The 23,421-nt window shown below is 64.3% G+C and carries 22 protein-coding genes; 10 read left to right on the plus strand and 12 right to left on the minus strand.

Going from position 1 to position 23,421, the window contains the following annotated elements; translation table 11 throughout:
* Positions 1-141 precede the first annotated feature (141 nt).
* The gene (locus RM190_RS05670) at positions 142-1,890 is read right to left on the minus strand and encodes a CocE/NonD family hydrolase (protein ID WP_311758437.1); all 1,749 of its coding nucleotides are present in this window, start codon (positions 1,888-1,890) and stop codon (positions 142-144) included.
* A gap of 197 nt (positions 1,891-2,087) precedes the next feature.
* Between RM190_RS05670 and RM190_RS05675 the strand changes: the two genes are divergently transcribed.
* The 3 genes from RM190_RS05675 (at position 2,088) to RM190_RS05685 (ending at position 4,660) form a co-directional block, all read left to right on the plus strand.
* Complete coding sequence (locus RM190_RS05675; protein ID WP_311758438.1) at positions 2,088-2,696, plus strand: TetR/AcrR family transcriptional regulator; 609 nt, start codon at positions 2,088-2,090, stop codon at positions 2,694-2,696.
* Positions 2,697-3,106: 410 nt separating this feature from the next.
* Positions 3,107-4,030: an MYG1 family protein gene (locus RM190_RS05680; protein ID WP_311758464.1), complete on the plus strand. Its 924-nt coding sequence runs from the start codon at positions 3,107-3,109 to the stop codon at positions 4,028-4,030.
* Positions 4,031-4,111: 81 nt separating this feature from the next.
* Positions 4,112-4,660, plus strand: coding sequence for a GNAT family N-acetyltransferase (locus tag RM190_RS05685; RefSeq protein ID WP_311758439.1), 549 nt, complete (start codon positions 4,112-4,114; stop codon positions 4,658-4,660).
* Positions 4,661-4,664: 4 nt separating this feature from the next.
* Here RM190_RS05685 and RM190_RS05690 read toward each other — a convergent pair whose 3' ends face one another.
* From RM190_RS05690 to RM190_RS05725, 8 genes are all read right to left on the minus strand, one after another.
* Positions 4,665-6,233 carry a D-aminopeptidase gene (locus tag RM190_RS05690; protein WP_311758440.1) on the minus strand — a complete coding sequence of 523 codons (1,569 nt, stop codon included), beginning with the start codon at positions 6,231-6,233 and terminating at the stop codon, positions 4,665-4,667.
* A gap of 11 nt (positions 6,234-6,244) precedes the next feature.
* Complete coding sequence (locus RM190_RS05695; RefSeq protein WP_311758441.1) at positions 6,245-6,760, minus strand: L,D-transpeptidase family protein; 516 nt, start codon at positions 6,758-6,760, stop codon at positions 6,245-6,247.
* An 11-nt stretch (positions 6,761-6,771) separates the two neighbouring features.
* Positions 6,772-7,782: an ABC transporter ATP-binding protein gene (locus tag RM190_RS05700; protein ID WP_311758442.1), complete on the minus strand. Its 1,011-nt coding sequence runs from the start codon at positions 7,780-7,782 to the stop codon at positions 6,772-6,774.
* Positions 7,779-8,792: an ABC transporter ATP-binding protein gene (locus RM190_RS05705; protein ID WP_311758443.1), complete on the minus strand. Its 1,014-nt coding sequence runs from the start codon at positions 8,790-8,792 to the stop codon at positions 7,779-7,781. The genes RM190_RS05700 and RM190_RS05705 overlap by 4 nt, the downstream gene beginning before the upstream one ends.
* Before the next feature lie 4 nt (positions 8,793-8,796).
* Positions 8,797-9,687: an ABC transporter permease gene (locus RM190_RS05710; protein ID WP_311758444.1), complete on the minus strand. Its 891-nt coding sequence runs from the start codon at positions 9,685-9,687 to the stop codon at positions 8,797-8,799.
* Positions 9,687-10,616, minus strand: coding sequence for an ABC transporter permease (locus RM190_RS05715; RefSeq protein ID WP_311758445.1), 930 nt, complete (start codon positions 10,614-10,616; stop codon positions 9,687-9,689). Before RM190_RS05715 ends, RM190_RS05710 begins: the two co-directional genes overlap by 1 nt.
* A 117-nt stretch (positions 10,617-10,733) precedes the next feature.
* On the minus strand, positions 10,734-12,317 hold the full coding sequence (locus RM190_RS05720) for an ABC transporter substrate-binding protein (protein ID WP_311758446.1): 1,584 nt from the start codon (positions 12,315-12,317) through the stop codon (positions 10,734-10,736).
* 338 nt (positions 12,318-12,655) lie between these two features.
* A complete protein-coding gene (locus RM190_RS05725) occupies positions 12,656-13,435 on the minus strand; it encodes a carbon-nitrogen hydrolase family protein (protein ID WP_311758447.1) in 780 nt (259 codons plus the stop codon).
* Positions 13,436-13,508: 73 nt separating this feature from the next.
* On the opposite strand from RM190_RS05725, the gene RM190_RS05730 reads away from it, so the two are divergent.
* A complete protein-coding gene (locus RM190_RS05730; RefSeq protein WP_311758448.1) occupies positions 13,509-15,164 on the plus strand; it encodes a flavin monoamine oxidase family protein in 1,656 nt (551 codons plus the stop codon).
* Between the two features lie 28 nt (positions 15,165-15,192).
* Here the strand turns inward: RM190_RS05730 and RM190_RS05735 are convergent, their stop codons facing one another.
* On the minus strand, positions 15,193-16,242 hold the full coding sequence (locus RM190_RS05735) for a linear amide C-N hydrolase (protein ID WP_311758449.1): 1,050 nt from the start codon (positions 16,240-16,242) through the stop codon (positions 15,193-15,195).
* 96 nt (positions 16,243-16,338) lie between these two features.
* Here RM190_RS05735 and RM190_RS05740 point away from each other — a divergent pair, with 96 nt between their 5' ends.
* The 4 genes from RM190_RS05740 to RM190_RS05755 all read left to right on the plus strand — a co-directional run bounded on the left by RM190_RS05740 (position 16,339) and on the right by RM190_RS05755 (position 19,250).
* Positions 16,339-17,169, plus strand: coding sequence for a hypothetical protein (locus tag RM190_RS05740; protein ID WP_311758450.1), 831 nt, complete (start codon positions 16,339-16,341; stop codon positions 17,167-17,169).
* A 15-nt stretch (positions 17,170-17,184) separates the two neighbouring features.
* Positions 17,185-17,574, plus strand: coding sequence for a cupin domain-containing protein (locus RM190_RS05745; RefSeq protein ID WP_311758451.1), 390 nt, complete (start codon positions 17,185-17,187; stop codon positions 17,572-17,574).
* A 90-nt stretch (positions 17,575-17,664) separates the two neighbouring features.
* Entirely contained in the window at positions 17,665-18,735 is a 1,071-nt protein-coding gene (locus RM190_RS05750) for a type III polyketide synthase (protein WP_311758452.1), read from the plus strand.
* On the plus strand, positions 18,735-19,250 hold the full coding sequence (locus RM190_RS05755) for an isoprenylcysteine carboxyl methyltransferase family protein (protein WP_311758453.1): 516 nt from the start codon (positions 18,735-18,737) through the stop codon (positions 19,248-19,250). Before RM190_RS05750 ends, RM190_RS05755 begins: the two co-directional genes overlap by 1 nt.
* Here RM190_RS05755 and RM190_RS05760 read toward each other — a convergent pair.
* Positions 19,247-19,705: a MarR family winged helix-turn-helix transcriptional regulator gene (locus RM190_RS05760; protein WP_311758454.1), complete on the minus strand. Its 459-nt coding sequence runs from the start codon at positions 19,703-19,705 to the stop codon at positions 19,247-19,249. The genes RM190_RS05755 and RM190_RS05760 overlap by 4 nt on opposite strands.
* Before the next feature lie 125 nt (positions 19,706-19,830).
* Here RM190_RS05760 and RM190_RS05765 point away from each other — a divergent pair, with 125 nt between their 5' ends.
* Together RM190_RS05765 and RM190_RS05770 are read left to right on the plus strand one after the other, a co-directional pair.
* A complete protein-coding gene (locus RM190_RS05765) occupies positions 19,831-20,277 on the plus strand; it encodes a VOC family protein (RefSeq protein ID WP_311758455.1) in 447 nt (148 codons plus the stop codon).
* A gap of 33 nt (positions 20,278-20,310) precedes the next feature.
* Complete coding sequence (locus RM190_RS05770; protein ID WP_311758456.1) at positions 20,311-21,519, plus strand: MFS transporter; 1,209 nt, start codon at positions 20,311-20,313, stop codon at positions 21,517-21,519.
* Positions 21,520-21,527: 8 nt separating this feature from the next.
* Here the strand turns inward: RM190_RS05770 and RM190_RS05775 are convergent, their stop codons facing one another.
* Positions 21,528-23,282, minus strand: coding sequence for a glucan ABC transporter ATP-binding protein/ permease (locus RM190_RS05775; protein WP_311758457.1), 1,755 nt, complete (start codon positions 23,280-23,282; stop codon positions 21,528-21,530).
* Between the last annotated feature and the right edge of the window lie 139 nt (positions 23,283-23,421).

The raw sequence follows: 23,421 nt of genomic DNA on the forward strand, positions 1-23,421 counted from the left end.
CGCGATCCCGGTCACTTAAGACGGATAAGGCGCCGCGGCAAGTCTTGAGGTATGAAAACTCATCGGTCGTGGCGAGTGACAACCTGCGCGGATTTCTTCCGTGCGCAGCAACTCCGCGCACGGGATTTTCGTGAGGCAGCTTCAGCCGAGAGCGGCTCGCCCCGGCATCGTGCCCATCCGCAGGAACGACGCGTGATCGCCGCCGGTGTGGATCACGTGCCGGCCCCGGTTGTCGGGCATTAGATTCTCGGTTCCCGGCATCGCGCCGCCAAGCGTGTTATATCCGCCGACAGTCAGCCGCAGTTGTTGGCCGGGATAGAGCAGCATACCCATGGGGAAAAGATCGAAATCCAGCGCGACGATCTCGCCGGGGGCCAGCTTTTCCACTTGGTCGAAGCTGTGCACCGGCAGGTCCTCGGTCGATCTCTCGTCGTCGAGATGGCGCATCGACGCCCGCAGCCGTCCGTTCGATCCCTTGTAGTGAAGGATCGACGCACCTTCGCGGGTCATGGCTTGCATCTGGGGACTTTTGTTGGGGATCGTGATCTGCCCCAGCGCGTTCCCGTCCGCATCCAGCTTTTGCAGCAGCACGAAGATGTCCATGTCGTCGGCGCCCTCTGCTTCAGCGAAAAGCCGCAGCCCGGGATAGCCGATGAACGCCGTCTCGCTGTCGACGGTCAGGGTGAACTGCGCATTGCCGTCCCGGGCGGTGGCGTCGTAGCTGGCCTTGGCCGCCGGACGAGCCCCGGTCACCATCGCGCCCGTCCCCGCGTCGAGGTAGAACTGCGTCGTGACTGCCTGGGTGGGCGGGAACTGCGTCGCGGTCAGGTTCACGCGGTCATTGCCCTCCAGATCGTGGAGCGTGTAGCGCACCGCCGGCGTCTTGTCCCAGCCGTTGTCAATGTCCTTCAGGAAGCGATCGAAGAACCGCAGCAGATCGGCCTGATGTTCTTCGACATAGTAGTCGGGCCATTCCATCGTGGCGTGGACGCGCAGCCATTTGCGGGTCGAGCCGATCTCGCGCCAGCCCCGGAACGTTCCCGGCGTGTGGATGGAATTGGAATAGCTTGCGACCACATAGGCCGGCACTTCGATCATCGCGAACTCCGGTGCCCGCTGTTCCCACAGCTCGTCCCGCAGCGGATGGGCCTTGGCGTCAAGGATCAGATCCTCGCGCTGGTTCTTGCCAATGTAAGCATAGCGCAGCGTTTCCGCGAAGCCGTAGTCTGGGATGCCACCGCGCATGATAAGATCGCGGTAGATGTCGGACATCCCCTCCCATGGCGCGATCGCCGCAAGGTGCGGGGTGCGCTCGGCCGCCATGAACCATTGCGAGGCCGTGAGGTAAGAGTTTCCCGAAGCGCCGACCTTGCCGTTGCTCCAGTCCTGCACACCGCACCATTCGACCAGATCATGGAAATCCTCACCCTCAAGGCGGTTCCACCAGCGGGCATCGCCTTCCGAGTTGTAGGTTCCGCGTGGATCGGGATGGCAGATGGCGTAGCCCTTGGCGCACCAATAGGCCGGGTCCGGTCCCTCGAACTTATGCAGGCCCGAAAGCACGCTGGTGTCCATGCCCAACAGGCGGAACAGGTCATCGTATTGCGGCGCGTTGCCGCGGCTTTTGCCATAGGGGCTCCATGCGACGATGACGGGAACCTGCTCATCGGTCACCGGGCGCAGCACATCGGTATAGATGGTCACGCCGTCGCGCATGGTCACGGCGACATCCTTTTCCAGGATGATGTCGACCGGCAGCGGCTTGAATTTCCCGCTGACACGAAAGCCCTTGGGCAGTGTGACGGTGCCCGGAGCAAAGCCACTGAACAGGCCTTGGCGGCCCGGCTCGTCCGCAAGTGCGGGCTGAAGAGCGAAAGTGTAATCTTTCATGGTATCTGGCCTTTCATTCGACGGGGTCCGACCACGTGTGCAACGATCAGGTGATGCTGGAGCCGGTCTCGCGGACAGGAACGGTCCATGCGCGAGCGCAGGGTTCGGGTCTGGTCCTTGTTTATGTCAACGAGTGTTGATATATTTAGCGCCTCCCCACATGTCAACGTTCGTTGATAAAACTTGCAAGGTGCCAATTGAGTTCAAATTCGCCATCGGCCAACGCCAGCCGCGGCAGACGGGCAGGTTACAGCGGCACGCGCGAAACGGTGCTGAACGCGGCCAAGAAGCGGTTCGCGCATGACGGCTATACGGCGACTTCGATCCGCAAGGTGGCCGCGGATGCGGGGGTAGACCCCGCATTGGTCATGCAGTTCTACAAGTCGAAGGATGGGCTGTTCGCCGCCAGCCTCGCCCTGTCGGAGGACTGCCTGGGCCACATCGCTGCGGCTTTTGATGGCCCTGCCGACCGAATGGGAGAAACGCTGACCTACAACTTTCTCCGCCTCTGGGAAGAGGGCGCCGATGCCGAGCCACTAATGGCCACACTGCGCGGTGCCGCGTCGAATGAAGTCGCTGCCGCCCAATTGAGAGAATTTGTCCAGGCTCGATTGCTGTCGGTCATAGGCCCGAAATTGGGCGAAGGCGTTGGGAATGCACAGCGTGCGGGGATCGTGGTGTCGATGCTGATGGGCCTGGTGCTCTCGCGGAGCATGGTCCAGATCCCTTTGGTTGCGGGCATTTCCCGCGAAGAGCTTGCCCGGTCCGTCGGCCCGTCGATTCAGGCTGTGCTGCGGGGACGCTGAGACCAGAAACTCGGACGGGGCGGTATCCCGGCCGCAGCAGCAGTGCCCTTAGTATTCTTTCCGCCCTCGCCGTTCACTGGCCCCGAAAGGGCATCGATGCCAAGCTGCTGTTAGGTTTCGTCTTATCGATGCCATATATTACGGACCCTGCGATAGCGGGCCCTTTCCATTGCCGTAGGCGGACGAACCGGCTACAGACGGGCTGCGAATCCATTGCCCCGAACCGTTCGAACCTTTGCTCCGAAACGAATTTCAGACATTGATTTTGTTTGGAAATTTTCGATCCTAGGCGGCAACTGTGGTCGGATCGTCATGCAGCTTTCGGCCGCAAGGCGCAATGGTTTGGCAAGTTGTTGAATTACCGTGGCCGCCCCGCTGAGCGGTCATGCCATGTCCGGGAGACCGCCATGATGGCCATCCAGTTTCTTGTCACCCATTCCGGTGGTTTCCACGCCGATGAACTTCTGTCCTCGGTCGTCCTGACTCGCCTTTATCCGCATGCGCGGCTGGTTCGCACCCGTGAGGCCGACTGGATCACGCCCGCCGGGGACCGGGTGATCTATGATGTCGGTCGGGACTTCGACGCGGCAGGCCTGATCTTTGACCACCACCAGAAAAATCCGCCGCTACGCGATGATGGCCAGCCCTACAGTTCGTTCGGGCTGATCTGGCGACATTTCGGGCGCGACTACCTGCGGGCGCTGGACGTGCCGGCGGCAGATGTCGAATCCATCCATGCCTCGTTCGATGCGGGATTCGTCCTGCCGGTCGATCTGATGGATAACGGTGCGCTCAGCCCCTCCGAAGCGGGACCGCTGCTGGCTGACCTGACCTTGCCGATGCTGCTGGAAAGCCTGAAGCCGGTTTTCGACGACCGCTCGCCCGATGCCGATGATCGCGCCTTTGACCGGGCGATGGAGGTTGCGCGTGCCTTTGTCGAGGCCTCGATCAATCGCAAGGCCGCGAAGCGCCGGGCAGAGGCTGTGGTCCAGACCGCCATTGCCGCCGCGGGCGATGGCCGGGTGCTGGAACTGCCGATGGGCATGCCTTTTCGCTCGGCCGTCGTGCGGGCGGGGGCCGATCACCTGCTGTTCGTCGTCCATCCACGCGACACGGACTGGACCCTGACCGGCATTCGCCGTGACGAGGATGGTTTTGCTTTGCGCGCCGATCTGCCCGCGGCATGGGCTGGCCTGACCGACGCGGCGCTGGAGGCCGCATCCGGCGTCCAGGGCGCGCGCTTCTGCCACAATGGCCGCTTCATCGCCGTCGCAGCGACGCGTGATGCGGCGTTGAAGATGGCGGAACTGGCCGTTCGTGAGGCCGAGGGCTAAGAGCCTTGGCCCTGGTCTGGACTCGCCTTTTCGGCGAAACTATTGAAATTGCACCGCATCAATCCAGCCCGGACCTGTGCCATGACCGAACCTTACCGCGTCCCCGATATCTTTGAAACTGACCGCTATGTTGTCCGGCGCGTTCGCGAGACGGATGCAGAGCCGATTTTTCACAGCTATGCGACGGACCCGGTCGTCACCCGCTTCCTGACCTGGCTGCCCGCGACCAGCCCCGAGGACACGCGCAGCAACGTCATTCAATGCGGCGCAGATTGGGATCAGGGGACGCGCTTTGCCTCGGTCATCACGCCCAGGGCAGAGGAGGGGCGGATTCTGGGGATGATCGACGCGCGCCTGGGGGCCGGCCTGGTCGGCTATGGCTATGTCCTGTGCCGGGCCGCCTGGGGGCAGGGCTGCATGACCGAAATCCTGTCATGGCAGATTGCCCACGCGCTTGCGCATCCCCGGATCTATCGCACCGAGGCGCTGTGCGACGTCGACAATCTTGCATCGGCCCGCGTGATGGAGAAGGCGGGAATGGTCCGCGAAGGGGTGCTTCGTCGCCGCCTGATCTCTCCAGCCGTTTCGGATGAACCGCGGGACTGCTACCTTTACGCGAAAGTCCGGTAAAGGATCATTTTGCTTCGGGGCCGTGGTAAACGATCCCGCGCGCAAGCCAGCATCCCAGCTTCAGACCGCGGACCTTGCCCGCATCGTCACGCAGGACGCGAAGCGTCCATTCGCCGGGCGGGGCCGCATCCATCGCGCGGCGACAGGTCACGGTCCACAGATCCTGGGCCAAGGGATACATCCGTTCCATCGGACCGGCCCCCAGCATCCCTTCGAAACCGATATAGGCGGCGCCGTCGCGGGCCTCGATCTGAAGCGCAGCGCCGATCTCGTCCGAATGATAGCGTCCGGCAATGGCATGCCCGTCGGCGCGGTCCAGCGGCTTCAGCCGCTCGGCGCGGACGCTCAGGTTTTCGGCCCGCCGATCCATCAGCAGGACGTCTCCTTCGCGCCGAAGGTCAAGATCCACGGTTCCGGCGCGATTTTCGTCGATCACCGGCAGGACCGTCGGAGAGACCGCGTAATGCAGGCGCACGCCACCGGGCACGTCGCGTGTCCGCAGGAAAAGGTCATTCTCGGGGTCCAGCCAAAGCCCGTCCCAACCCTGTCCAGGAGCTGCCGGCGTGGCGGCGGTCGCGCCAAGGGCGGCGGTCATCAGGCCCTCGGCCGCACGCATGGCGCTGGCTTCGTGATTGAAGATCACGACCACCGATAGCCGCTCGGCTGCGACATGCAGCCGGAATGAGCAGAAACCGCGCAAACCCCCGCCATGTCCCGTCACGGCGTGGCTCTTCAGGCAATAGCGGCGCAGGCCATAGCCATAGGGTGCGGGTCGACCATCGCCAAAGCTGACCGGGGCCGAGATGCGGTTGTAAAGCCCGGCCGGGTCGTCGCGCGTCGCGTCGATATGGCTTTCCCAGGCCAGCATGTCGTCAAGTGAGGCCGCGATGCCCGAATCCCCGAACCAGGTGATCGCGCTTTCGGCAGGAAGGAAGCCGACCTCGTCATTCCCCTCATAGCCGATCACCGCGTCGATGCGCTCGCGCGTGTCGGCGGCCAGGCGGGCGGTGGGCATACCGGCGGGCTGGAAGATCCGTTCGTGCAGAAGCTCGGCGAAATCGCGGCCCGAGGCGCGGCGGATCAGCTCGGCCAGCAGCCGGTAATTGCCGTTCGAATAGGAATAATGCGCGCCCGGCGCGAATTGGCCCGAACGCGCCTGACCCAGCAGGGCAAGGCCGTCCCTTTCGGTGAAACGTCCCTCGGGCGTCGCGCCGTGCAGGACGGTCAACGCCCAATAGTCGCGCAGGCCCGACTGGTTGTGGCAAAGCTGCGAGACGCTGGGCAGGGGGCCCTGAAAATGCGGCAGCAGTTCCGGCAGCAGCGGATCAAGGGCCTCCGGGGCGTCGAAAAGGTCCAGCAGCAGGGCGCAGGTCATCTGCTTCGAGATCGAGCAGATGGGCATTCGCCGCGTCGGGGTCATCGGAACGCGTTGCGCCATGTCGGCATAGCCCCAGGCACGCCGCGCGATCACGCGGCCATCCTTGACCACGCCAGCGACACCGGCGGGACCGCGATACTGGTCGGGCAAAAGGTCCAGCGCGCGTTCCAGCGCCTGCATGTCGATCGCGGCCATAAGATGTGCCCCTATTCGCCGTCCTGAAAGCAAAGCCGGGTGTCTGGCAGCGCCAGCGACAGGAACTCCAGCAGGTCTTCCCGCGTCAGGGCGGCACAGCCGGCGGTAGAGCCATACCCCTCGCTTGCCACATGCAGGAAAACCGCGCTGCCGGCGCCGGGAACAACGGGGTCGTCATTCTGCCCCAAGACGACGACGACGTCGTAAAGGTCGTCCTTGCGCCACATTTCCTCGTGGCTGGCATCGAAGGGCAGCTTCACCGGACGGTTGTAATCCGCATGGTCGGGGGCATCGCACCAGCCGTCATCGGGCGCGATCGGTGCGGTCGGAAAGACGGTGGCGGGGGCGGCCCCCAGCTTGTCGGCGCGATACAGGACGCGCCGGATCGGCCAGCAGCCGATCGGGCTGACCCCGTCGCCTTCGGCCTGCTTCACCGCGATGCCGCTGCGACCCACGGCCGAGCGCCAGGTTTTGCCGCCAAAGCTCGCCTGCCAGGTTTCGCCCTGGCGCTTCACGATCAGGTCCATGCTTGTCCTCTTCAGCCGTCCAGTGGGAAATGGCAGGCCACGGCGCGGTCGCCGCGGCTTTGCAGGGCCGGATCCTCGATCCGGCAGATATCCCGCGCGAAAGGGCAACGGGTGTGGAACCGGCACCCCTTTGGCAGGTTCATCGGGCTGGGAATCTCGCCCTGCATCATCGGCCGATCACGCCCGCGCTGGCGCGGATCGGGGCGCGGCACGGCGGACATCAGCAGCATCGAATAGGGGTGGAGCGGCTGGGCAAAGATCTCTTCGGTCGTGCCGACCTCGACCAGCCGACCCAGGAACATGACGCCGACCCGATCCGCGAACTGGCGCACCACGGCAAGGTCATGGGTGATGAAGAAATAGGTCAGCTTCAGCTGGTCCTGCAGATCGGTCAGCAGGTTCAGCACCTGCGCCTGGATCGACACGTCCAGCGCCGAGACGGATTCGTCGCAGACCACGAAATCAGGCTTGTTTGCCAAGGCCCGCGCGATGCCGATGCGCTGGCGCTGACCTCCCGAGAACTGATGGGGATAGTTCCGCAGGTATTGCTTGCGCAGCCCGACCATTTCCAGCAGCTCGGCGCAACGGTCGCGGATGTCGGCGGGGCTGCCGAAGCCGTGGCTGCGCAGGGGCTCGGCCAGGATCTCCTCAACCCGCATCCGGGGGTTGAGCGAGGCATAGGGGTCCTGGAACACGATCTGCAGCTTCTTGCGCAGGCCGCGCATTGCGTCCTCGCCAAGATCGGTCAGCTCGGTGCCGCGGTACTGCACCTGACCCGAGGTCGGCTCCTGCAATCGCAGCATGACGCGACCCAGCGTGGTCTTGCCGCAACCGGATTCGCCCACCAGCGCAAAGGTTTCGCGGGCACGGATGTCCAGCGACACGCCGTCGACGGCGCGCACGGTTCGGGGCGGGCCGTTCAGGAAACCTCCGCCCACCTGGAAATGCTTCGTCAGGTCACGGGTCGACAGCACGATGTCCCGGTCGCCGGAATCGGGCTGTTTCTGTGCGGTCATGGTCATGATGTCCCCTCCTGCGGCAGGGCGTCTTGTGGGGCGTGCAGCCAGCAGCGCGCGGCATGGCCGCTGCCGATCCCGACAAGGTCCGGGGCGCGCTGGCAAATGGGCATCACGTCACCGCAGCGCGGGCTGAAGCGGCAGCCCGGCGGCAGTTTTGCAAGGTTCGGTACCATGCCCGGAATGCTGGGCATCCGTCGCGCCGTCCGCGGCTCGGTCGCGCGCGGGATCGAGGCCAGCAGCCCGCGCGTATAGGGATGCGAGGGGCGCTCGAACAGGTCGAAGACATCGGCCTGCTCGACCATCTGGCCCGCATACATCACGTTCACCTCGTCGCACATCTCGGCAATGATCCCCAGGTCATGGGTGATCATGATGATCGAGGTGCCGACGCGGTCGCGCAGGTCGCGCATCAGCCGCAGGATCTGCGCCTGCGTGGTCACGTCCAGCGCAGTGGTCGGCTCGTCCGCGATCAGCAGCTTCGGTTCGCAGATCAGGCCCATTGCAATCATCGCGCGCTGGCGCAACCCGCCCGACAGTTCGTGCGGATAGGCGTCAAGCCGCGTCTTGGGTTCCGGAATGCCGACCAGTTCGAACATCTCCAGCACGCGGGCACGGATGGCGCGTCGGCCAAGGCCCTTGTGGATTGCCAGCGGCTCGCCCACCTGTTCCCAGACTCGACGGACAGGGTTCAGCGATGTCATCGGCTCTTGGAAGACCATCGCGATGTCGCGGCCCCGGATCCGGCGCATCCCGGCGGCGTCCAGCCTGGATATGTCGGTGCCGTCCAGCAGGATCGAACTTGCGCTGACATGGCCCTGCGGCTTTGGGACCAACCCCATCAGCGACAGGGCCGTCATGCTTTTGCCTGAACCGGATTCGCCCACCAGTCCGACGATCTTGCCCCGGCCCACGTCAAAGGACACATCGTCCAGCACCCGGACATGGCCGCGGTCGCCCTTGAACTCGGTCCGCAGACCACGCACGGAAAGGATGGTATCGGAAGATGCCGTCATGGGGTCAGTCCTTCATCGACGGGTCAAGCGCATCGCGCAGCCCGTCGCCGATGAAGTTGAAGGCCAGCACCGTCAACAGGATCGCGATGCCCGGGGCGATGGCGACGGCCGGGGCCTGGAACATGTATTCCTTGCCCTTGGCGACCAGCAGGCCCCAGCTTGCGCCGGGGGGTTGAACGCCAACGCCAAGGAAGCTGAGGCTGGATTCCCACATGATGGCCTCGGGGATCGACAGCGAGAACAGGACGATCAGCGTCGGGATCACGTTGGGAAAGATGTGGCGGAACATGATGACGCCACGCTTGGTGCCATTGGCGCGGGCGGCCTCGATGAATTCCTTTTCGCGCAGCGCCAGCGTCTGCGAGCGGACCACCCGCGCGACCGACGCCCAGCCAACCAGCGCCAGCGCCAGAAAGATGTTCAGCAGGTTCGCGCCAAGCGTGTACATCACCACCATCGCCAGCAGCAGCGAGGGAAAGGCGATCATCATGTCCGCAAGGCGCATGATCGCGAAATCGGTCTTGCCGCCCAGATACCCGCTGAGGATGCCAAGAACAGTCCCGATGCTGAGCGAGATCAGGCTGGGGACGATGCCCACGACCAGCGAGACCCGCGCGCCGTAAAGAATACGCGTCAGCACGTCGCGGCCGAAGTTGTCCGTGCCAAGCCAGTAGGTCGTCGAGGATGGCAAAAGCTGTTCGTCCAATGCGACCCGATAGGGGTCGTGCGGGCTGATCCAGGGCGCGAAGGCGGCTGCCAGCACCAGAACCGTGACAAAGACCAGCCCGACCATCGCCATCCGGTTCTTGCGGAAGGCGCGCAAGGTGTCGCGCAGGAAGCTAGCTTCCTCGATGGCCTCGGGGGCGGGGGCCGCGATGTCGGGGGAATGGGTCATCACGACGCTTTCTTCATCTGTTCGCGGATGCGGGGATCAAGCACCGCGTAAAGGATATCGGCGACCAGGTTCCCCAGGATCACCAACGCCGTCGCGAACAACACCGCGCCCTGCAGCAGTGGCATGTCGCGAGAGGAGATGGCGTTCACGGTGATGCGGCCGACGCCGGGGATCGAGAAGATCGCCTCGGTGATGACCGCGCCGGACAGCAGGCTTGCGACCTGGATTGCCATGATGGTCACAACCGGGATCAGGGCGTTCTTCAGTGCGTGGCGGCTGATGACGCCGGTTTCCCGCAGACCCTTGGCGCGCGCCGTGCGGATATAGTCGTGGCGCATGACCTCAAGCAGGCTGGACCGCGTCAGTCGTGCAATCACCCCGGCCGAGGACCAGCCCAGCACGATTGCCGGCAGGATCATGTATTTCCAGCCATAGAAACCCGAGACCGGCAGCAGCTTCAGCTTCATCGCGAAGACATATTGCAGCAGCAGCGCCGACCAGAAGATCGGCATCGACACGCCCAGAAGCGAGAAGCCCATGAAAAAACGGTCAAGCAGGCTGTCGCGGCGCACGGCCGACAGGATTCCGGCCGGGATGCCGATGATCCAGGACACCAGTGCGGCGCAGACCGCCAGCATCAGCGTGTTCGGGAACGCCTTCAGGATCAGGTCGGTGACGGGCCGGTTCAGCTTGATCGAATTGCCCAGATCGCCCTGCACCGCATTCCACAGGAAGCTGAAATAGCGGGTGATCATCGGGTCATCCAGATGCATCTGGGCGCGGACGCGGGCGATCACCTCGGCGCTGGCGTGTTCCTTCATCATCAGCGCGACCGGGTCTCCGGGGACCACGTTCAGCATGATGAACAGGATGAGGGTGATCCCGATCAGGACCGGAATCGAAACCAGGATGCGTCTAAGCGCAAACATCAACATGGGCGGGATGCTCTTTCTGCGGCGCCCGCGTGGCGCGGGGGGCGTGGCGGAAGGGCGGTCGATCAAAGCGGGACCGGGGCGCGCGGTTGGGCACGCCCCGGTCCAGGGGCCTTACTCGACCTCGACCTTGTAATAGCTCATGTCGCTCCAGCCGTTCCACGGAACGGTGAAGTTCTTCACGCGGGACTGGACGACATAGCTGTGGTCAAGGCTGAACAGCGGAACCCAGGCGGCGTCGGTATCGACGATCCGGCTGGTCAAATCCTGGTACAGCTTGCAGCGCGCCTCCTGGTCGGTCATGCCGCGCGCCTTGTCGATGGCGGCAAAGACTTCGGGGTCGTTGTTGTTATAGGCGCGCACCTTCGTCCCGGATTCCGAGAAGAAGGTATAGAAGAAGTTGTCGGGATCGTTGAAATCCGCGGACCAGACCTGGGTATAGTTGTCGCTGTCGCCGACCTTGCGGGCGGCCATGAAGGCAGCTTCGTCACTGGTGACGATGTTGGCCTTGAACCCGGCCTCGGCCACCTGGGCCTGGATGATCTGGTTCATGTCCGACCAGCGCTGCGACCAGTTCGATGCCTGCTGCAGCGTGATCTCGACCCCGTCGGGATATCCGGCTTCGGCCAGCAGTTCCTTGGCCTTGGTCGGGTTGTATTCGATGGGCGTCGCCGGGGCATAGCATGCCAGGCCGCGCGGCATCACGCCGTCTTCCAGCTTGCCCTTGCCGTAGAAGTTCTTGTCCAGAATGGTCTGCCGGTCGATCGACATCTGGAAGGCCTTGCGGACCCGCACGTCGTCGAAGGGCTTCTTCGCCTGGTTGATGTTGTAGTAATACATTCCGACGCGCGGGCCCGAGCGGACCTGAGCCTTCCACTGGTCGCTGCCATAGAAATAGGGCGTCTGCGTGGGGGCATAGTCCAGATCGAAAACGTCCAGCTCATCGGATTCGAACAGCATACGCAGCGTCTCGGAATCGGTGACAACGCGGATCAGCAGGCGGTCAAGCTTGGGACGGCCGCGCCAGTAGTCGTCATTCGCCTCAAGCATCTGGCTGTCGTTCAGCGTATAGTCGCGCAGGATGAACGGGCCGGTGCCGTTGGTCGTTTCAGGCGTCAGGCCGAACTGATCGCCTGCAGCCTCGGTGAATGCGCGGTTGTAGATCGACGCGCCGGGCGAGGCCAGAAGCGCAAGGAAAGCCGCATAGGGCTGCGTCAGGGTGATCTGGACCGTATGCTCATCCACCGCATTGAGGCCGGACACGCTGTCGGCCTTGCCGTCCAGCCGGTCCTGCGCACCCGCGATGAAGGTCAGGATGTCGGTGTTCAGCGCCTTGGTCGCCGGGTTCAGCATCCGGTCGAAGGTATAGACGACGTCATCGGCGGTCAGCACCGCGCCGTCATGGAACTTCACGCCGTCGCGCAGATGGAAGGTATAGGTCAGGCCGTCCGCCGAAACCTCCCATTTCTCGGCCAGACCGGGAACCAGCGCCGACTGGCCGGGACCGGTGGTTTCGGATTCGATCAGGCGGTCGAAGACGTTCAGCGGAAGCGTATAGGCATCCGTGGTCATCTGGACATCGGCGGTCTTGGGATCCTCGGGATACGAGACGCGCAGCATGTTCTCGGCCATTGCCGGCGACATCAGCACGAGGCTGGCCAGGCCGGAAGCCAGAAGCAGTTTCATTTTATTGGTCACGTGACACCTCGATGTCGGTTTGGCGGTTCTGCCGTCGGACGGCACCCTGCGACTTTCGTTGCAACGGCAGGGCCTGTCGCACAGCCCGGACGTTCCTCACTCCTCGTCGATCCCATGGGCCGGGACCGACCTGCTTCGGCCGCAGCATCTCGCGGATGTCCACATATGGGCGGATTACCGGAAGTGCCCTTGGTCCACCAGACCCACGGACTCTTATCCCCCGAATTGTGGACGGTCGACGTGGCGGCACGTTGTCTGCGAACCTCTCATGAAGCCAGAAATATTCTTGGATACTGGTGCCAGCGTTCTGATTTTGTGATGGAATGCGCGCTGTTCGTTCATTTCAGAGCAGGCCGGTAATCACGTCCCCCGCCGGAACGAAGCCGGGACGGGATGGATGCGGTGGCGGCCAGATCGACGATCAGCAGCGCGTCACCGCGCGCACCCGCGCTGGCCAGCGGCTCTCCGTCGGGGCCGGCTATCACGGAAAGACCGCCGAAGGTCACGTCGCCTTCGGCCCCGGCAAGGTTGGCATAGGCCACGGTGGCGTCGCTCTCATGTGCCCGCGCAGGGACCAGTCGCCGGGGGACATGTTCGAACCCGACCGGGTTCGCAGTCGGAACAAGGATCAGGTCGATCCCGGCGCGGCTCAGCGCCGCCGCATGGCCGGGAAATTCGATATCATAGCAGACCAGCATCGACACCCGCAGTCCCTCAAGCCGGAATGGAGCGCACAGGCGGTCGCCGGGGGCAAAGCTTGCCTGTTCCATTGCGCCGTAAAGCTGGATCTTGCGGTAGTGGCCAAGGATCGCGCCATCGGGCCCGATCGTCGTCGCGGCATTATGGACTGCCGCGCCGTCGCGTTCGGCCCAGCCAATACAGATCCCGCAACCCGTCCGCGCCGCCACCTCGCGAAGGCGTCCCATCCATTCTCCATCCAGAGGCTGGGCCAGCGCGGCATGCAGATCGGGCCGGTTGTAACCGGGCAGGAACAGTTCGGGTGCCAGCAGCAGTTTTGCCCCGGCTGCTGCTGCTGCCTGCACCTGCATGCAAAGTGCATCGAATCCGGCCTCGATCCGTCCATTTGTCGGCGCGGTCTGCCACAGTGCCAGCTTCACTCCTGCCTCCGCAAAAAGCATTATCAGCCACAGGTTTGCGCCTTTTCCCGCCGCCAAGGAAGCCCTGTCGATCATGAGCCAGTCCCGTCCCGTCACCGCCTTCGGCCCCGACTTTCCCTTTGCCTATGACGACTGGCTGGCCCATCCGGCCGGGCTGGGCAGCATACCCGAAAAGTGCCACGGACAGGCGGTGGCAGTGATCGGGGCAGGGGCCGCCGGCATCATCGCGGGGCACGAGCTGATGAAGATGGGCCTGCGCCCGGTGATCTATGAATCAGGAAAATTCGGCGGACGCCTGCGCTCGGAGCTTTTCGAGGGGACCGAGGACGTGATCGCCGAACTGGGCGGGATGCGCTTTCCCGTCTCGTCGCGGGCCTTCTATCATTATGTGGACGCCCTTGGCCTGACGACGCGGCCCTTTCCGAACCCGCTGACAGCGGCCGCCGGCTCGACCGTGATCGACCTTGAGGGCGAGACCCATTTTGCCCGCGGTCTCGGCGATCTGCCGCAGCTTTACCACGAGGTCGCCTTCGCCTATCGCGCCGCGCTGGAGGAGCACGCCGATTTTTCAGCGCTGACGCAGGCGGTTCGGGACCGCGACGCCCATCGGTTGAAAGCGATCTGGGATCCCCTCGTCGAAAAATGGGACGAGCGGACCTTTTATGACTTTGTCGTCTCGTCGCAGGCGTTCCGCAATCTCAGCTTCCGCCATCGCGAGGTCTTTGGGCAGGTCGGCTTCGGCACCGGGGGGTGGGACAGCGATTTTCCGAACTCGATGCTCGAAATCCTTCGGGTCAACCTGCTCGAGCTGGACGACCACCAGCGCTATGTCGTGGGCGGCGTGGAAAATGTCCTGCACCGGCTGTGGCGACAGCCTGCCGCCTGCGCGCATTGGCCACAGGGAACGACGCTGGCCCAATTGAACGGAGGCGCGACGCTGGGGCGGGCCGTCAAGATCGGCCGCAATGCCGGGGGCGGGCTGACGATCACAGACCTGTGGGGCGTGTCGCGGGACTATGCGGCGGTGCTGGTCACCTGCCAGAGCCACCTGCTGACCACCTCGGTTGCGGTGGACGAAGCGCTTTTCGACCAGAAGCTGTGGATGGCGCTGGATCGCACCCGCTATATGCAGGCGGCGAAGACCTTCGTCATGGTGGACCGGCCGTTCTGGAATGACATCGACCCTGCCACCGGGCGTCCACTTCTGTCGATGACGCTGACCGACCGGCATACGCGCGGTACCTATTTCTTCGACAACGGTCCGGATCGGCCGGCAGTGATTTGCCTGTCCTACAGCTGGATGACCGACGCGCTGAAGGTGCTGCCCTATGGCCCCGAGAAACGCGTCGAGCTGGCGCTTTCGGCACTGGAGCGCGTCTATCCCGGCGTCGATATCCGCCAGCATATCCGTGGCAACCCGATCTGCGTCAGCTGGGAATCGGACGAGAATTTCCTGGGCGCCTTCAAGGGCGCGTTGCCCGGCCATTACCGCTATAACCACCGCATGTACGGTCATTTCATGCAAGCCACGATGCCGTCCGAGCAGCGGGGCATCTTCCTGGCGGGTGACGGTATCAGCTGGACCCCCGCCTGGGTCGAAGGCGCGGTCCAGACTGCGCTGAACGCTGTCTGGGGGATCATGACCCATCTGGGTGGCGCCAGCTCTGCCGACAATCCGGGACCGGGCGATCTGTGGGCCGATCTTGGTCCCGTGGCCCTGCCGGATTAGGGGCGGGCGGGGACCACGAAACGCATGCCTAAAGCCCCAGGAACGTGAAGGGTTCGGCTTCCTTGAACTCGTCATTCGCGACGCCCGAAAAGGTGTGGATCTGGTTCGGGCCAAGATCCAGCTTCATCACCTTGGCCCCTTCGGCAAAGTCGAGCGTCTTCAGGTCCACCCAGAACGTGTTGGGGGTCAGCGCGGATTCAAAGAAGTAAAGCTTGCGCTTGTGATCGGCGACCGTCCGCCATCGCGTCGACGAGATGTTCGGCTGGTCCGGCGTCGTGATCCCGAACGGAACCGAGGCATTGCGGATCACGCCAAAAACGCTGGCCAGCGTTTCGACGGCATCTTCGGTCTTGGGTATCGCATTCACATAGAACGAGGCCCGCGCGAAGCGGTCCGCGGCACGGTTGGTGCCGGGCAGCATCACCGTGCCGCCGATCTCTTTCCAGTATTCGTTCAGCGCCAGCTGCTTGTCGAAGATCGGCGAGTTGGTCATCACCTGGTAGTCGCGGCTGTGATGGATGACCTGCTTGCCATCGATATATTCGACGATGGCACTGTCGCCGGTGGAATCCGAAATCGACAGGTGCAGGGTCGCAAGCCTGTCCTCGCCCGGCACGCTGTCGGTGACCAGGGTAAAGGGTTCCTGCTCCAGTGCAGCGACGGCCTCATTCACGGTTGCGAAATTGTCCAGCACCCATTGCGCCCAAAGCGATATGGCAAGACCCGGTGTCTTGCCGTCATATTCAGGATATTCGGATTCGACGAGCCACAGGATGTTCGCGACCAGCCCGGCTTCGTTCATGCCGTCAGTGGTGGAGACGTCATAGCCAGTGGCGATCACGCTGCCATATTTCGCGGTCCATTCGATCGAGTTCGGCCCCGCCTCTCCGCTGCGCTGGATGCCTCGGGGCATGACCCAGAGGTTCGTTCCCACATCCACCTTCCAGTCCATCGAACGGGCCGTGATGATCTGATCGTTCGTGCCCAGATAGACGACGCGGGTGCAGGCATCGGCAATCCCGGCCTGCAGCAGGCACGCGGCTGCAATCAGGGAAATCATCGGTCGGTTCAGTTTCACGCCAGCCTCATCAGTTGAAATCGCCACGAATTCTGCTGGTTGCCGAGGTTCGGGTGCCGAATTTCCGCCAAGACAATCCGATCGAATGACGGCACTATGCGTGCGGGATGCTGGCAGGACAAGCACCCGCATTACGCGAAGATGGGGGACGGTTTGAAATTCATTGCTTTGCCCTTCCTGGGACTGGCCGCTTTGTGGACTGCGCCTGCAATCGCGCAGGACAGTCCCGATGGCTGGATCGTCCAGATCTCGCCCTATCTTTGGGCGACGGGGCTGGATGGCGATGTCTCTCCGTTTCGCAGCGGGCCGACCGTCAGCATCGAGAAGGACTTCTCGGAGGTGATGGACAGCCTGAACCTTGGCGGATTCATCAACTTCTGGGCGCGGAACGGCAGGTTCGTGCTTTCGGGGGACATGATGTTCGTCGACACCACGGACAGTAAGGCGGGCACACTTCCCGCGCTGCCGGGACTGCCCGCAGGCCTGCCGGTCAGCGGCGATGTCGACACCACGCAGTTCATGGCGACGGTGCAGGGCGGGTATCGTTTCCACGACGCGCCGGGGCTGACGGTTGACGGTCTGGCGGGGCTGCGGTTCTGGCACATCTCGAACGAGTTGACGGTGCGCGCCCTGGGACAATCCCGCGGGTTCAAGGAAAGCTTCAGCTGGGTCGACCCGGTGATCGGCATGCGCGCCCTTGCCCGGATCAGCGAGCGCTGGTCATTCCAGGCGCAGGCCGATGTCGGGGGCTTCGGCATGGGATCCGACCAGACATGGTCGGCGCTCGGCACCTTCAACTACATCATTACCGACAATGGCTCGGTCTCGTTCGGCTACAAGATCATGGACGTGGATTACGACGATGACGGCCATGTCTTCGATGCCCGGTTGCAGGGGCCCGTGATCGGCGCGACCTGGCGTTTCTGAAGCGGAGGAAGGGATATGGCCCGCAAGGATTTCGATCCTGATACCGTGCAACCGGACGGGCGTCCGCCCGCCCGCGCCGTCCTGTTCGATCCGGCCAAGCCGGGGGCGTGGCGTGGCTCGGTTCCGGGCGAGGCGCTTGATGGCCCGGTGACGGTGCTGGCCTATGGCAACGACACGCCCGGAGAGGGGCCGCGCCTGCATGTCCATCCCTATGACGAGACCTTTGTCGTCGTTGCCGGCCGCGCGCGGTTCTTTGTCGGGGACGAGGTGATCGAGGCGGGCGTGGGCGAGGTGGTGCTTGGTCCAAAGGGCGTGCCACACCGGTTCGAAAATCTTGGTCCCGGCAGGTTGCAGACCATCGACATTCACCATTCACCGCGCTGGATTCAGACCGATCTGGACTAGCAGGCAATATCCGCCCGGTGCCGGGATCGTGACCCCATCGGGAATTCGACGCGCTACAATCGACTGGGCAGTTCGTGATCGGGAGGGATCATGGCAGGCGACATTCCGGGGCAGGCGGTGCAGCTTCTTGGCCTCGGAAGCGCGCAGCCCGAACATATCCTGACGCAGGAAGAAGTGCTTGCCGAAGCCCGCGCGGTGCTTCAACCCCGCTTCGCGCAGTTCGACCGGCTAGCCCCGGCCTTTGAGAATACCGGCATCGTCAAGCGCCACTCGGTCGTGCCCTTTTCGTGGTTTCGCGAGCCGCATGGCTGGACCGACCGCAGCGCGGCCTATGTCGCGGGGGCCAGCGCGATGTTCTGCGATGCGGCCAACGCGGCGCTGAACGCCGCCGGGCTGCGGACAGATCAGGTCGACGTGATCGTGACCGTTTCGTCGACCGGGGTGGCGACCCCGACGCTTGAGGCGCTGGTTGCGCGGCGCATGGGGTTTCGCGCGGACGTAATGCGGGTGCCCGTCTTTGGGCTGGGTTGCGCGGGCGGTGTCTCGGGGCTGTCCGTGGCGCGCAGCCTTGCGGCGGCGCGGCCGGGCGCGGTCGTGTTGCTGGTCGCGGTCGAAGCCTGCACCCTGCTGTTCCGGCTGGATCGGCTGACCAAGGCCGACATCATCGCGACGGCCCTGTTCGGTGACGGAGCCGCCGCCTGCGTGCTGCGCACCGGCAAGACCGAGGGTGCGCTTGCGCAGGTCAGTCCCGGTCGCCAGCACATGTGGCCCGATACCCTGGCCATCATGGGTTGGTCCGTAGAGGAAACCGGGCTGGGAGTGATCTTCGACCGCGCCATTCCCAGCTTTGCCGAAACGGAACTGCGCCCCGCGCTGGATGCGCTTTGGCCGGATCGGAATGCTGCCGGGCGGCGCTTTGACCGCTACGTCTGCCATCCGGGCGGGGCCAAGGTCATCACCGCACTGGAAACCTCGCTGGATCTGGACGAGGGGACCCTGCAGGTCGAGCGTGACGTCCTGGCGCGGGCCGGGAACATGTCCGCGCCGACGGTGCTGTTCGTCCTGCAGGATGTGCTGGCATCGGGACAGCGCGGTCGATTGCTGACGATGGCGCTGGGGCCGGGCTTCACCCTGTCGACCCTGCCGCTGGAGGTGCCATGATGTCCGCGCCGGATGCTGGGGCGTTGGCCTTCATCGCGTTCCTGCTTCTTCAGCGGCTGGGCGAGTTGGTGCTGGCACGCCGCAATACTGCGCGGCTTTTGGCGCAGGGCGCGATCGAATACGGCGCGGCGCATTATCCGCTGATCGTTCTGCTGCACGGCGCATGGCTGCTGGCCATTGCGGTTTTCGGATGGGGCCAGCCCCTGCACCTGCCGTGGCTGGCGATCTTCGCGTTTTTGCAGCTGGCGCGGCTGTGGGTGCTGGCAAGCCTTGGTCCGCGATGGACGACGCGGATCATCGTGCTTGACCGGCCGTTGGTCGCGCGGGGACCGTATCGCCTGCTGCGCCACCCGAACTATGCCGTCGTCGTGGCCGAGATCGCGGTCGCGCCGCTGGTCCTGGGTCTGTGGCCGGTCGCACTGGTCTTTACCGTGCTGAACGGTCTGATGCTTTGCGTCCGCATCCGGGCCGAGAACCGCGCGCTTGCCGGATTGCGCCATGCGCGCCCCACTTAGACCGCGGACTCAGGAACGGTGGATAGCAACCGCAAATCGTCGCGCAACTGGGTGGGGTCGGACAGCCCGGCCTCGATCTCGGCATGAAGCGGTCGCCAGATGGGCAGGGCACTGGCCAGAACCTCGCGCCCGGAAGGGGTCAGGTGAAGCAGGCGGCTGCGCCGATCCTCGGGATCGGGGCCGGTCGCAACCAGTCCGCGCCGCTCCAGCGGTTTCAGGTTTGCGGTCACGGTCGTGCGGTCCATCGCCAGAACCCCCGCCACCTCTCCCAGTCTGGGCGGGGCGGGGCGGTTCAGGGACATCAGCAAGGAAAACTGCCCGCTGGTCAGCCCTGCAGGCTTCAGTGCGATGTCGAACCTGCGTGCCAAGGCGCGCGCCGCGCGCTGCGCATGAAGGCACAGGCAGGTGTCGCGGACCATCAGCGTCGTGGCATGGGTGGGATCGGGCGGGGGCATCGTCGTGCTTGACAGGTAGGGGACAATTAAGTTGATATCAACATAGATACCCCGGCGTCAACCGTACCAGGGTCCCGATCCGATCCGTCGATGCGCGTTGAAGCCAGACCAGAGAGGAGAGGTCGATGAAGATCGTGACAAGCCTGAGTTTTCAGGGCCAGTGCCGCGAGGCGTTCGAATTCTACGCCAGGGTGCTTGGCGGCAAGGTCACCGCAGCGATACCCTACAGCGATGCGCCCCCCGGCATGCCGGTCAGCGGCGAGCAGCACAAGAACTGGCTTCTGCATTGCTGGCTTGAGGTCGGGGATCAGGCGCTGATGGGTGCGGACATGGATTCCGCCTGGGCACCGAACGTGGGCAAGCCGAAGAATGGCTTCGACGTCACCCTGCATACCGATGACATCGCCAAGGCGCGGCGCTGGTATGAGGATCTGTCCGAAGCGGGCCGGCAGGTCATGCCTTTTTCCGAAACCTTCTGGTCGCCGGGTTTCGGTTCGCTGGTCGATTGCTTTGGTGTGCCCTGGATGATCAACACGATCCCTTCGGCGGGCTGGACTCCATCCCAAGGGTGATCCCCGGTCCTCGCGGTCTGACAGGAGCATGCCATGAACCATCCCTATCGCTGGGTAATTGTCGCGGCTGGCGGCCTGTTGGGCTGCGTCGCGGCCGGATCCATGTTCTCGCTGCCCGTGTTCCTGCGCCCGATGGCGCAGGAGACGGGTTGGTCAGTCACCGGGATCTCGACGGCGATGACGATCGGTTTTCTGGCGATGGCCCTGGCCAGCATGGTCTGGGGAGGGTTGTCGGATCGCTTCGGACCGCGCCCGGTTCTGCTGGCGGGTTCCGTGATCCTGGCTGCAAGCCTTGCGCTGGCCAGTCGCGCCGAGACGCTGATCGGGTTTCAACTGTTGTTCGGGCTGCTGGTCGGAACGGCAACGGCCGCCGTCTTCGTCCCGATCATGGCCTGCGTCACCGGCTGGTTTGAAACGCAGCGTGGCCTTGCGGTCTCGCTGGTTTCGGCTGGCATGGGCATGGCGCCAATGACCATGGCGCCGCTGGCGGCGTGGCTGGTCACGGGGCAGGGCTGGCGAGGGGCGATGCTGACCTTGGCGGTCATCGCTGCCGCGCTGATGATCCCCGCCTCGCTGCTGGTGCGGCGGGCACCTGCGCTGGCCCATGACGATACACAACCCGAGGATGGCGGCCCGCAGGGTGGCATGTCGGTCAGCACGGCCGTCCGCTCGCCCCAGTTCGCAGTCCTGATGCTTGCGAATTTCTTCTGCTGCGCCACACATTCCGGGCCGATCTTCCACACGGTCAGCTATGCCGTGACCTGCGGTATTCCCATGATCGCGGCGGTGACGATCTACAGCGTCGAGGGGCTGGCAGGAATGTTCGGCCGGATCGGCTTTGGCATCGCCGGCGACCGTTTCGGCGCACAGCGCGTGCTTGTCCTTGGTCTTCTTGCGCAGGCCTTCGCAGTGCTGGCCTATGTCTTCGTCGGCAGGCTGGCGGGCTTTTACGCCGTGGCGATGGCGGTGGGTTTCGTCTATGCCGGGACCATGCCGCTTTACGCCGTCATCATCCGCGAGAACTTTCCGCTGCGGATGATGGGCACGATCATCGGCGGCAGCGCGATGGCGGGCAGCCTTGGCATGTCGACCGGGCCGCTGCTGGGTGGGTTGGTCTATGACCGCTTCGACAGCTATGCGCTGATGTATATCGGCTCCTGCGCGATGGGACTGGCGGCGATGCTGATCCTGATGACTTTCCGCCCGTTCCCCCGACGCGGAATGCAGATGGCGGCAGCCTAGAGTCAGAGTCAGTCGGCCTTGGGTTCGACGATTTCGCCCTCGCGCACCAGATGCGCGAAAAGCCCGTCCTGTCGCGTCAGTTCGGCAAAGTTGCCGCGTTCGACGATCCGGCCCGCGTCCAGCACCAGGATCTGGTCGGCCGAGGCCACGGTCGAAAGCCGATGGGCGATGATCAGCGTGGTGCGGTTCGCGCGCAGCTTGTCGATGGCGCGCTTGATGCGGGCCTCGGTCGCGGGGTCAAGGGCCGAGGTCGCCTCGTCCATGATCAGGATCGGGGCGTGTTTCAGCACGGCGCGGGCAATCGCAAGGCGCTGGCGTTCGCCCCCCGACAGGGCATTGCCGCGTTCGCCGATGACGAAGCTGTAATTGCCGGGCTTGCGCAGGATGAACTGATGCGCTTCGGCAAGCCGCGCGGCCTGTTCGACCTCGGCATCCGTGGCTTCGGGGCGTCCGACGCGGATATTTTCCGCAATCGAGCGGTTGAACAGCCCCGCTTCCTGAAAGACGACGGCGATATTGTCGCGCAGCGAGGCCAGCGTCAATCCGGCAATGTCGTGCCCATCGACAAGGATGCTGCCCTGATCCGGCTGGCGCAGGCGTTGCAACAGGGCAAGTGTCGTGGTCTTGCCCGAACCCGTCGGGCCGACCAGCGCGATGGTCTGGCCGGGCAGGGCGGTAAAGGACAGGTCGAACACCCCCTGTTCGCTGCCCGGAAAACGATAGCTTACCTCGCGGTATTCGACGTGACCCAGCACCGGCTGGACCAGCGGCACCGCGCGAGGGGTGTCCGTAACCTCGGCAGGCGCGTCCAGCAGTTCGAAATAGCTGCGGATCGTGGGGGTCGAACGAAAGATGCTGCCGACGAACGAGGACAGGCGGTCAAGCTGCCCGACCATCAGCCCCGCAAAGGCGCCAAATGATACGATCTCGCCCACGGTGATCTGGCCCTTCTGCGCCAGCAAGGCCCCGGCGGCAAAGATGATGACCATGGTCACGGTCGCCGCCGCGCGGGTCAGGACCGTCAGCAGCCCCCACCATGTCAGCACCGGATATTGCGCGGCCAGAAGGGATGCGGTCATCTGGCGCATCGCCTGCATCTCGCCCGCCAGGCGGGAATAGCTTTGCACGACGGTGACATTGCCCAGCACGTCTCCGACGCGGCCGTAAAGCCTGCCGGAATGGCTTTCGACGCGGGCCTGCCCCTCGCGGGTCTTGCGGATGACCAGGATGTTCAGTGCCAGATAGACGACGCCCAGCAAGGCCAGGATCGCGGCCATTCGCGGATCGATGCTGATCGCTGTCGGGATCAGCAACAGGATCCCGGCCAGCGCGGTCAGCTGCTCGCGCAGGATGCCCAGCCACAGGACGAACAGCGCATCGGTCCCGGCAAGGATCGCGCGCGTGACCGAGCCGGTGCCGCGCTCGGCATGGTATGAGATGGGCAGCGTGATCGCCCGGCTGAATGCCGCCCCCAGCGCCGCAAGCCGCGCCCGATGGGCCAGCCGGTCCGCTGAAACCGCCGTGATGGCCGACGCAAAGATCCCGACCAGCCCGAATGCGGCCCAGGTGCCGATCAGTGCAAATGCCCCGGTGCCGCGGGCAAGGCTGTCGACCATGCGACCGAACAGGACCGGTTCTGCAAGTTGCACGATCGCAATCGCGACACCGGTTGCCGAAAGCCCGGTCGCAAGCCACCTTTCCCCGCCAAGCAGGCCGACGGTGCGCCGATAGACCTGCGCCGTGCTCATTCCTGGCTGGGACATGCGCGATATCCTCCGCTCAGACGGATGGGACCGCGCGGCGCAGCGGAGGATGCGGCCGGGAACTCGCGCCGCGCCCGCTCAGAACTTCCACCTCATTCCCATGAGGAAAGCGCTCATGTCCTGGTAGTCTGCGTCGGTT

Source organism: Paracoccus broussonetiae, assembly GCF_031854425.1.
Lineage (GTDB): Bacteria > Pseudomonadota > Alphaproteobacteria > Rhodobacterales > Rhodobacteraceae > Paracoccus > Paracoccus broussonetiae.

Bases quoted from the DNA above. Each gene is read 5' to 3' on its own strand.
- RM190_RS05670 (WP_311758437.1), bottom strand. From the start codon at position 1,890: ATGAAAGATTACACTTTCGCTCTTCAGCCCGCACTTGCGGACGAGCCG.
- RM190_RS05680 (WP_311758464.1), top strand. From the start codon at position 3,107: ATGGCCATCCAGTTTCTTGTCACCCATTCCGGTGGTTTCCACGCCGAT.
- RM190_RS05685 (WP_311758439.1), top strand. From the start codon at position 4,112: ATGACCGAACCTTACCGCGTCCCCGATATCTTTGAAACTGACCGCTAT.
- RM190_RS05690 (WP_311758440.1), bottom strand. From the start codon at position 6,233: ATGGCCGCGATCGACATGCAGGCGCTGGAACGCGCGCTGGACCTTTTG.
- RM190_RS05695 (WP_311758441.1), bottom strand. From the start codon at position 6,760: ATGGACCTGATCGTGAAGCGCCAGGGCGAAACCTGGCAGGCGAGCTTT.
- RM190_RS05700 (WP_311758442.1), bottom strand. From the start codon at position 7,782: ATGACCATGACCGCACAGAAACAGCCCGATTCCGGCGACCGGGACATC.
- RM190_RS05705 (WP_311758443.1), bottom strand. From the start codon at position 8,792: ATGACGGCATCTTCCGATACCATCCTTTCCGTGCGTGGTCTGCGGACC.
- RM190_RS05710 (WP_311758444.1), bottom strand. From the start codon at position 9,687: ATGACCCATTCCCCCGACATCGCGGCCCCCGCCCCCGAGGCCATCGAG.
- RM190_RS05715 (WP_311758445.1), bottom strand. From the start codon at position 10,616: ATGTTTGCGCTTAGACGCATCCTGGTTTCGATTCCGGTCCTGATCGGG.
- RM190_RS05730 (WP_311758448.1), top strand. From the start codon at position 13,509: ATGAGCCAGTCCCGTCCCGTCACCGCCTTCGGCCCCGACTTTCCCTTT.
- RM190_RS05740 (WP_311758450.1), top strand. From the start codon at position 16,339: ATGCGTGCGGGATGCTGGCAGGACAAGCACCCGCATTACGCGAAGATG.
- RM190_RS05745 (WP_311758451.1), top strand. From the start codon at position 17,185: ATGGCCCGCAAGGATTTCGATCCTGATACCGTGCAACCGGACGGGCGT.
- RM190_RS05750 (WP_311758452.1), top strand. From the start codon at position 17,665: ATGGCAGGCGACATTCCGGGGCAGGCGGTGCAGCTTCTTGGCCTCGGA.
- RM190_RS05755 (WP_311758453.1), top strand. From the start codon at position 18,735: ATGTCCGCGCCGGATGCTGGGGCGTTGGCCTTCATCGCGTTCCTGCTT.
- RM190_RS05760 (WP_311758454.1), bottom strand. From the start codon at position 19,705: ATGCCCCCGCCCGATCCCACCCATGCCACGACGCTGATGGTCCGCGAC.
- RM190_RS05765 (WP_311758455.1), top strand. From the start codon at position 19,831: ATGAAGATCGTGACAAGCCTGAGTTTTCAGGGCCAGTGCCGCGAGGCG.
- RM190_RS05770 (WP_311758456.1), top strand. From the start codon at position 20,311: ATGAACCATCCCTATCGCTGGGTAATTGTCGCGGCTGGCGGCCTGTTG.
- RM190_RS05775 (WP_311758457.1), bottom strand. From the start codon at position 23,282: ATGTCCCAGCCAGGAATGAGCACGGCGCAGGTCTATCGGCGCACCGTC.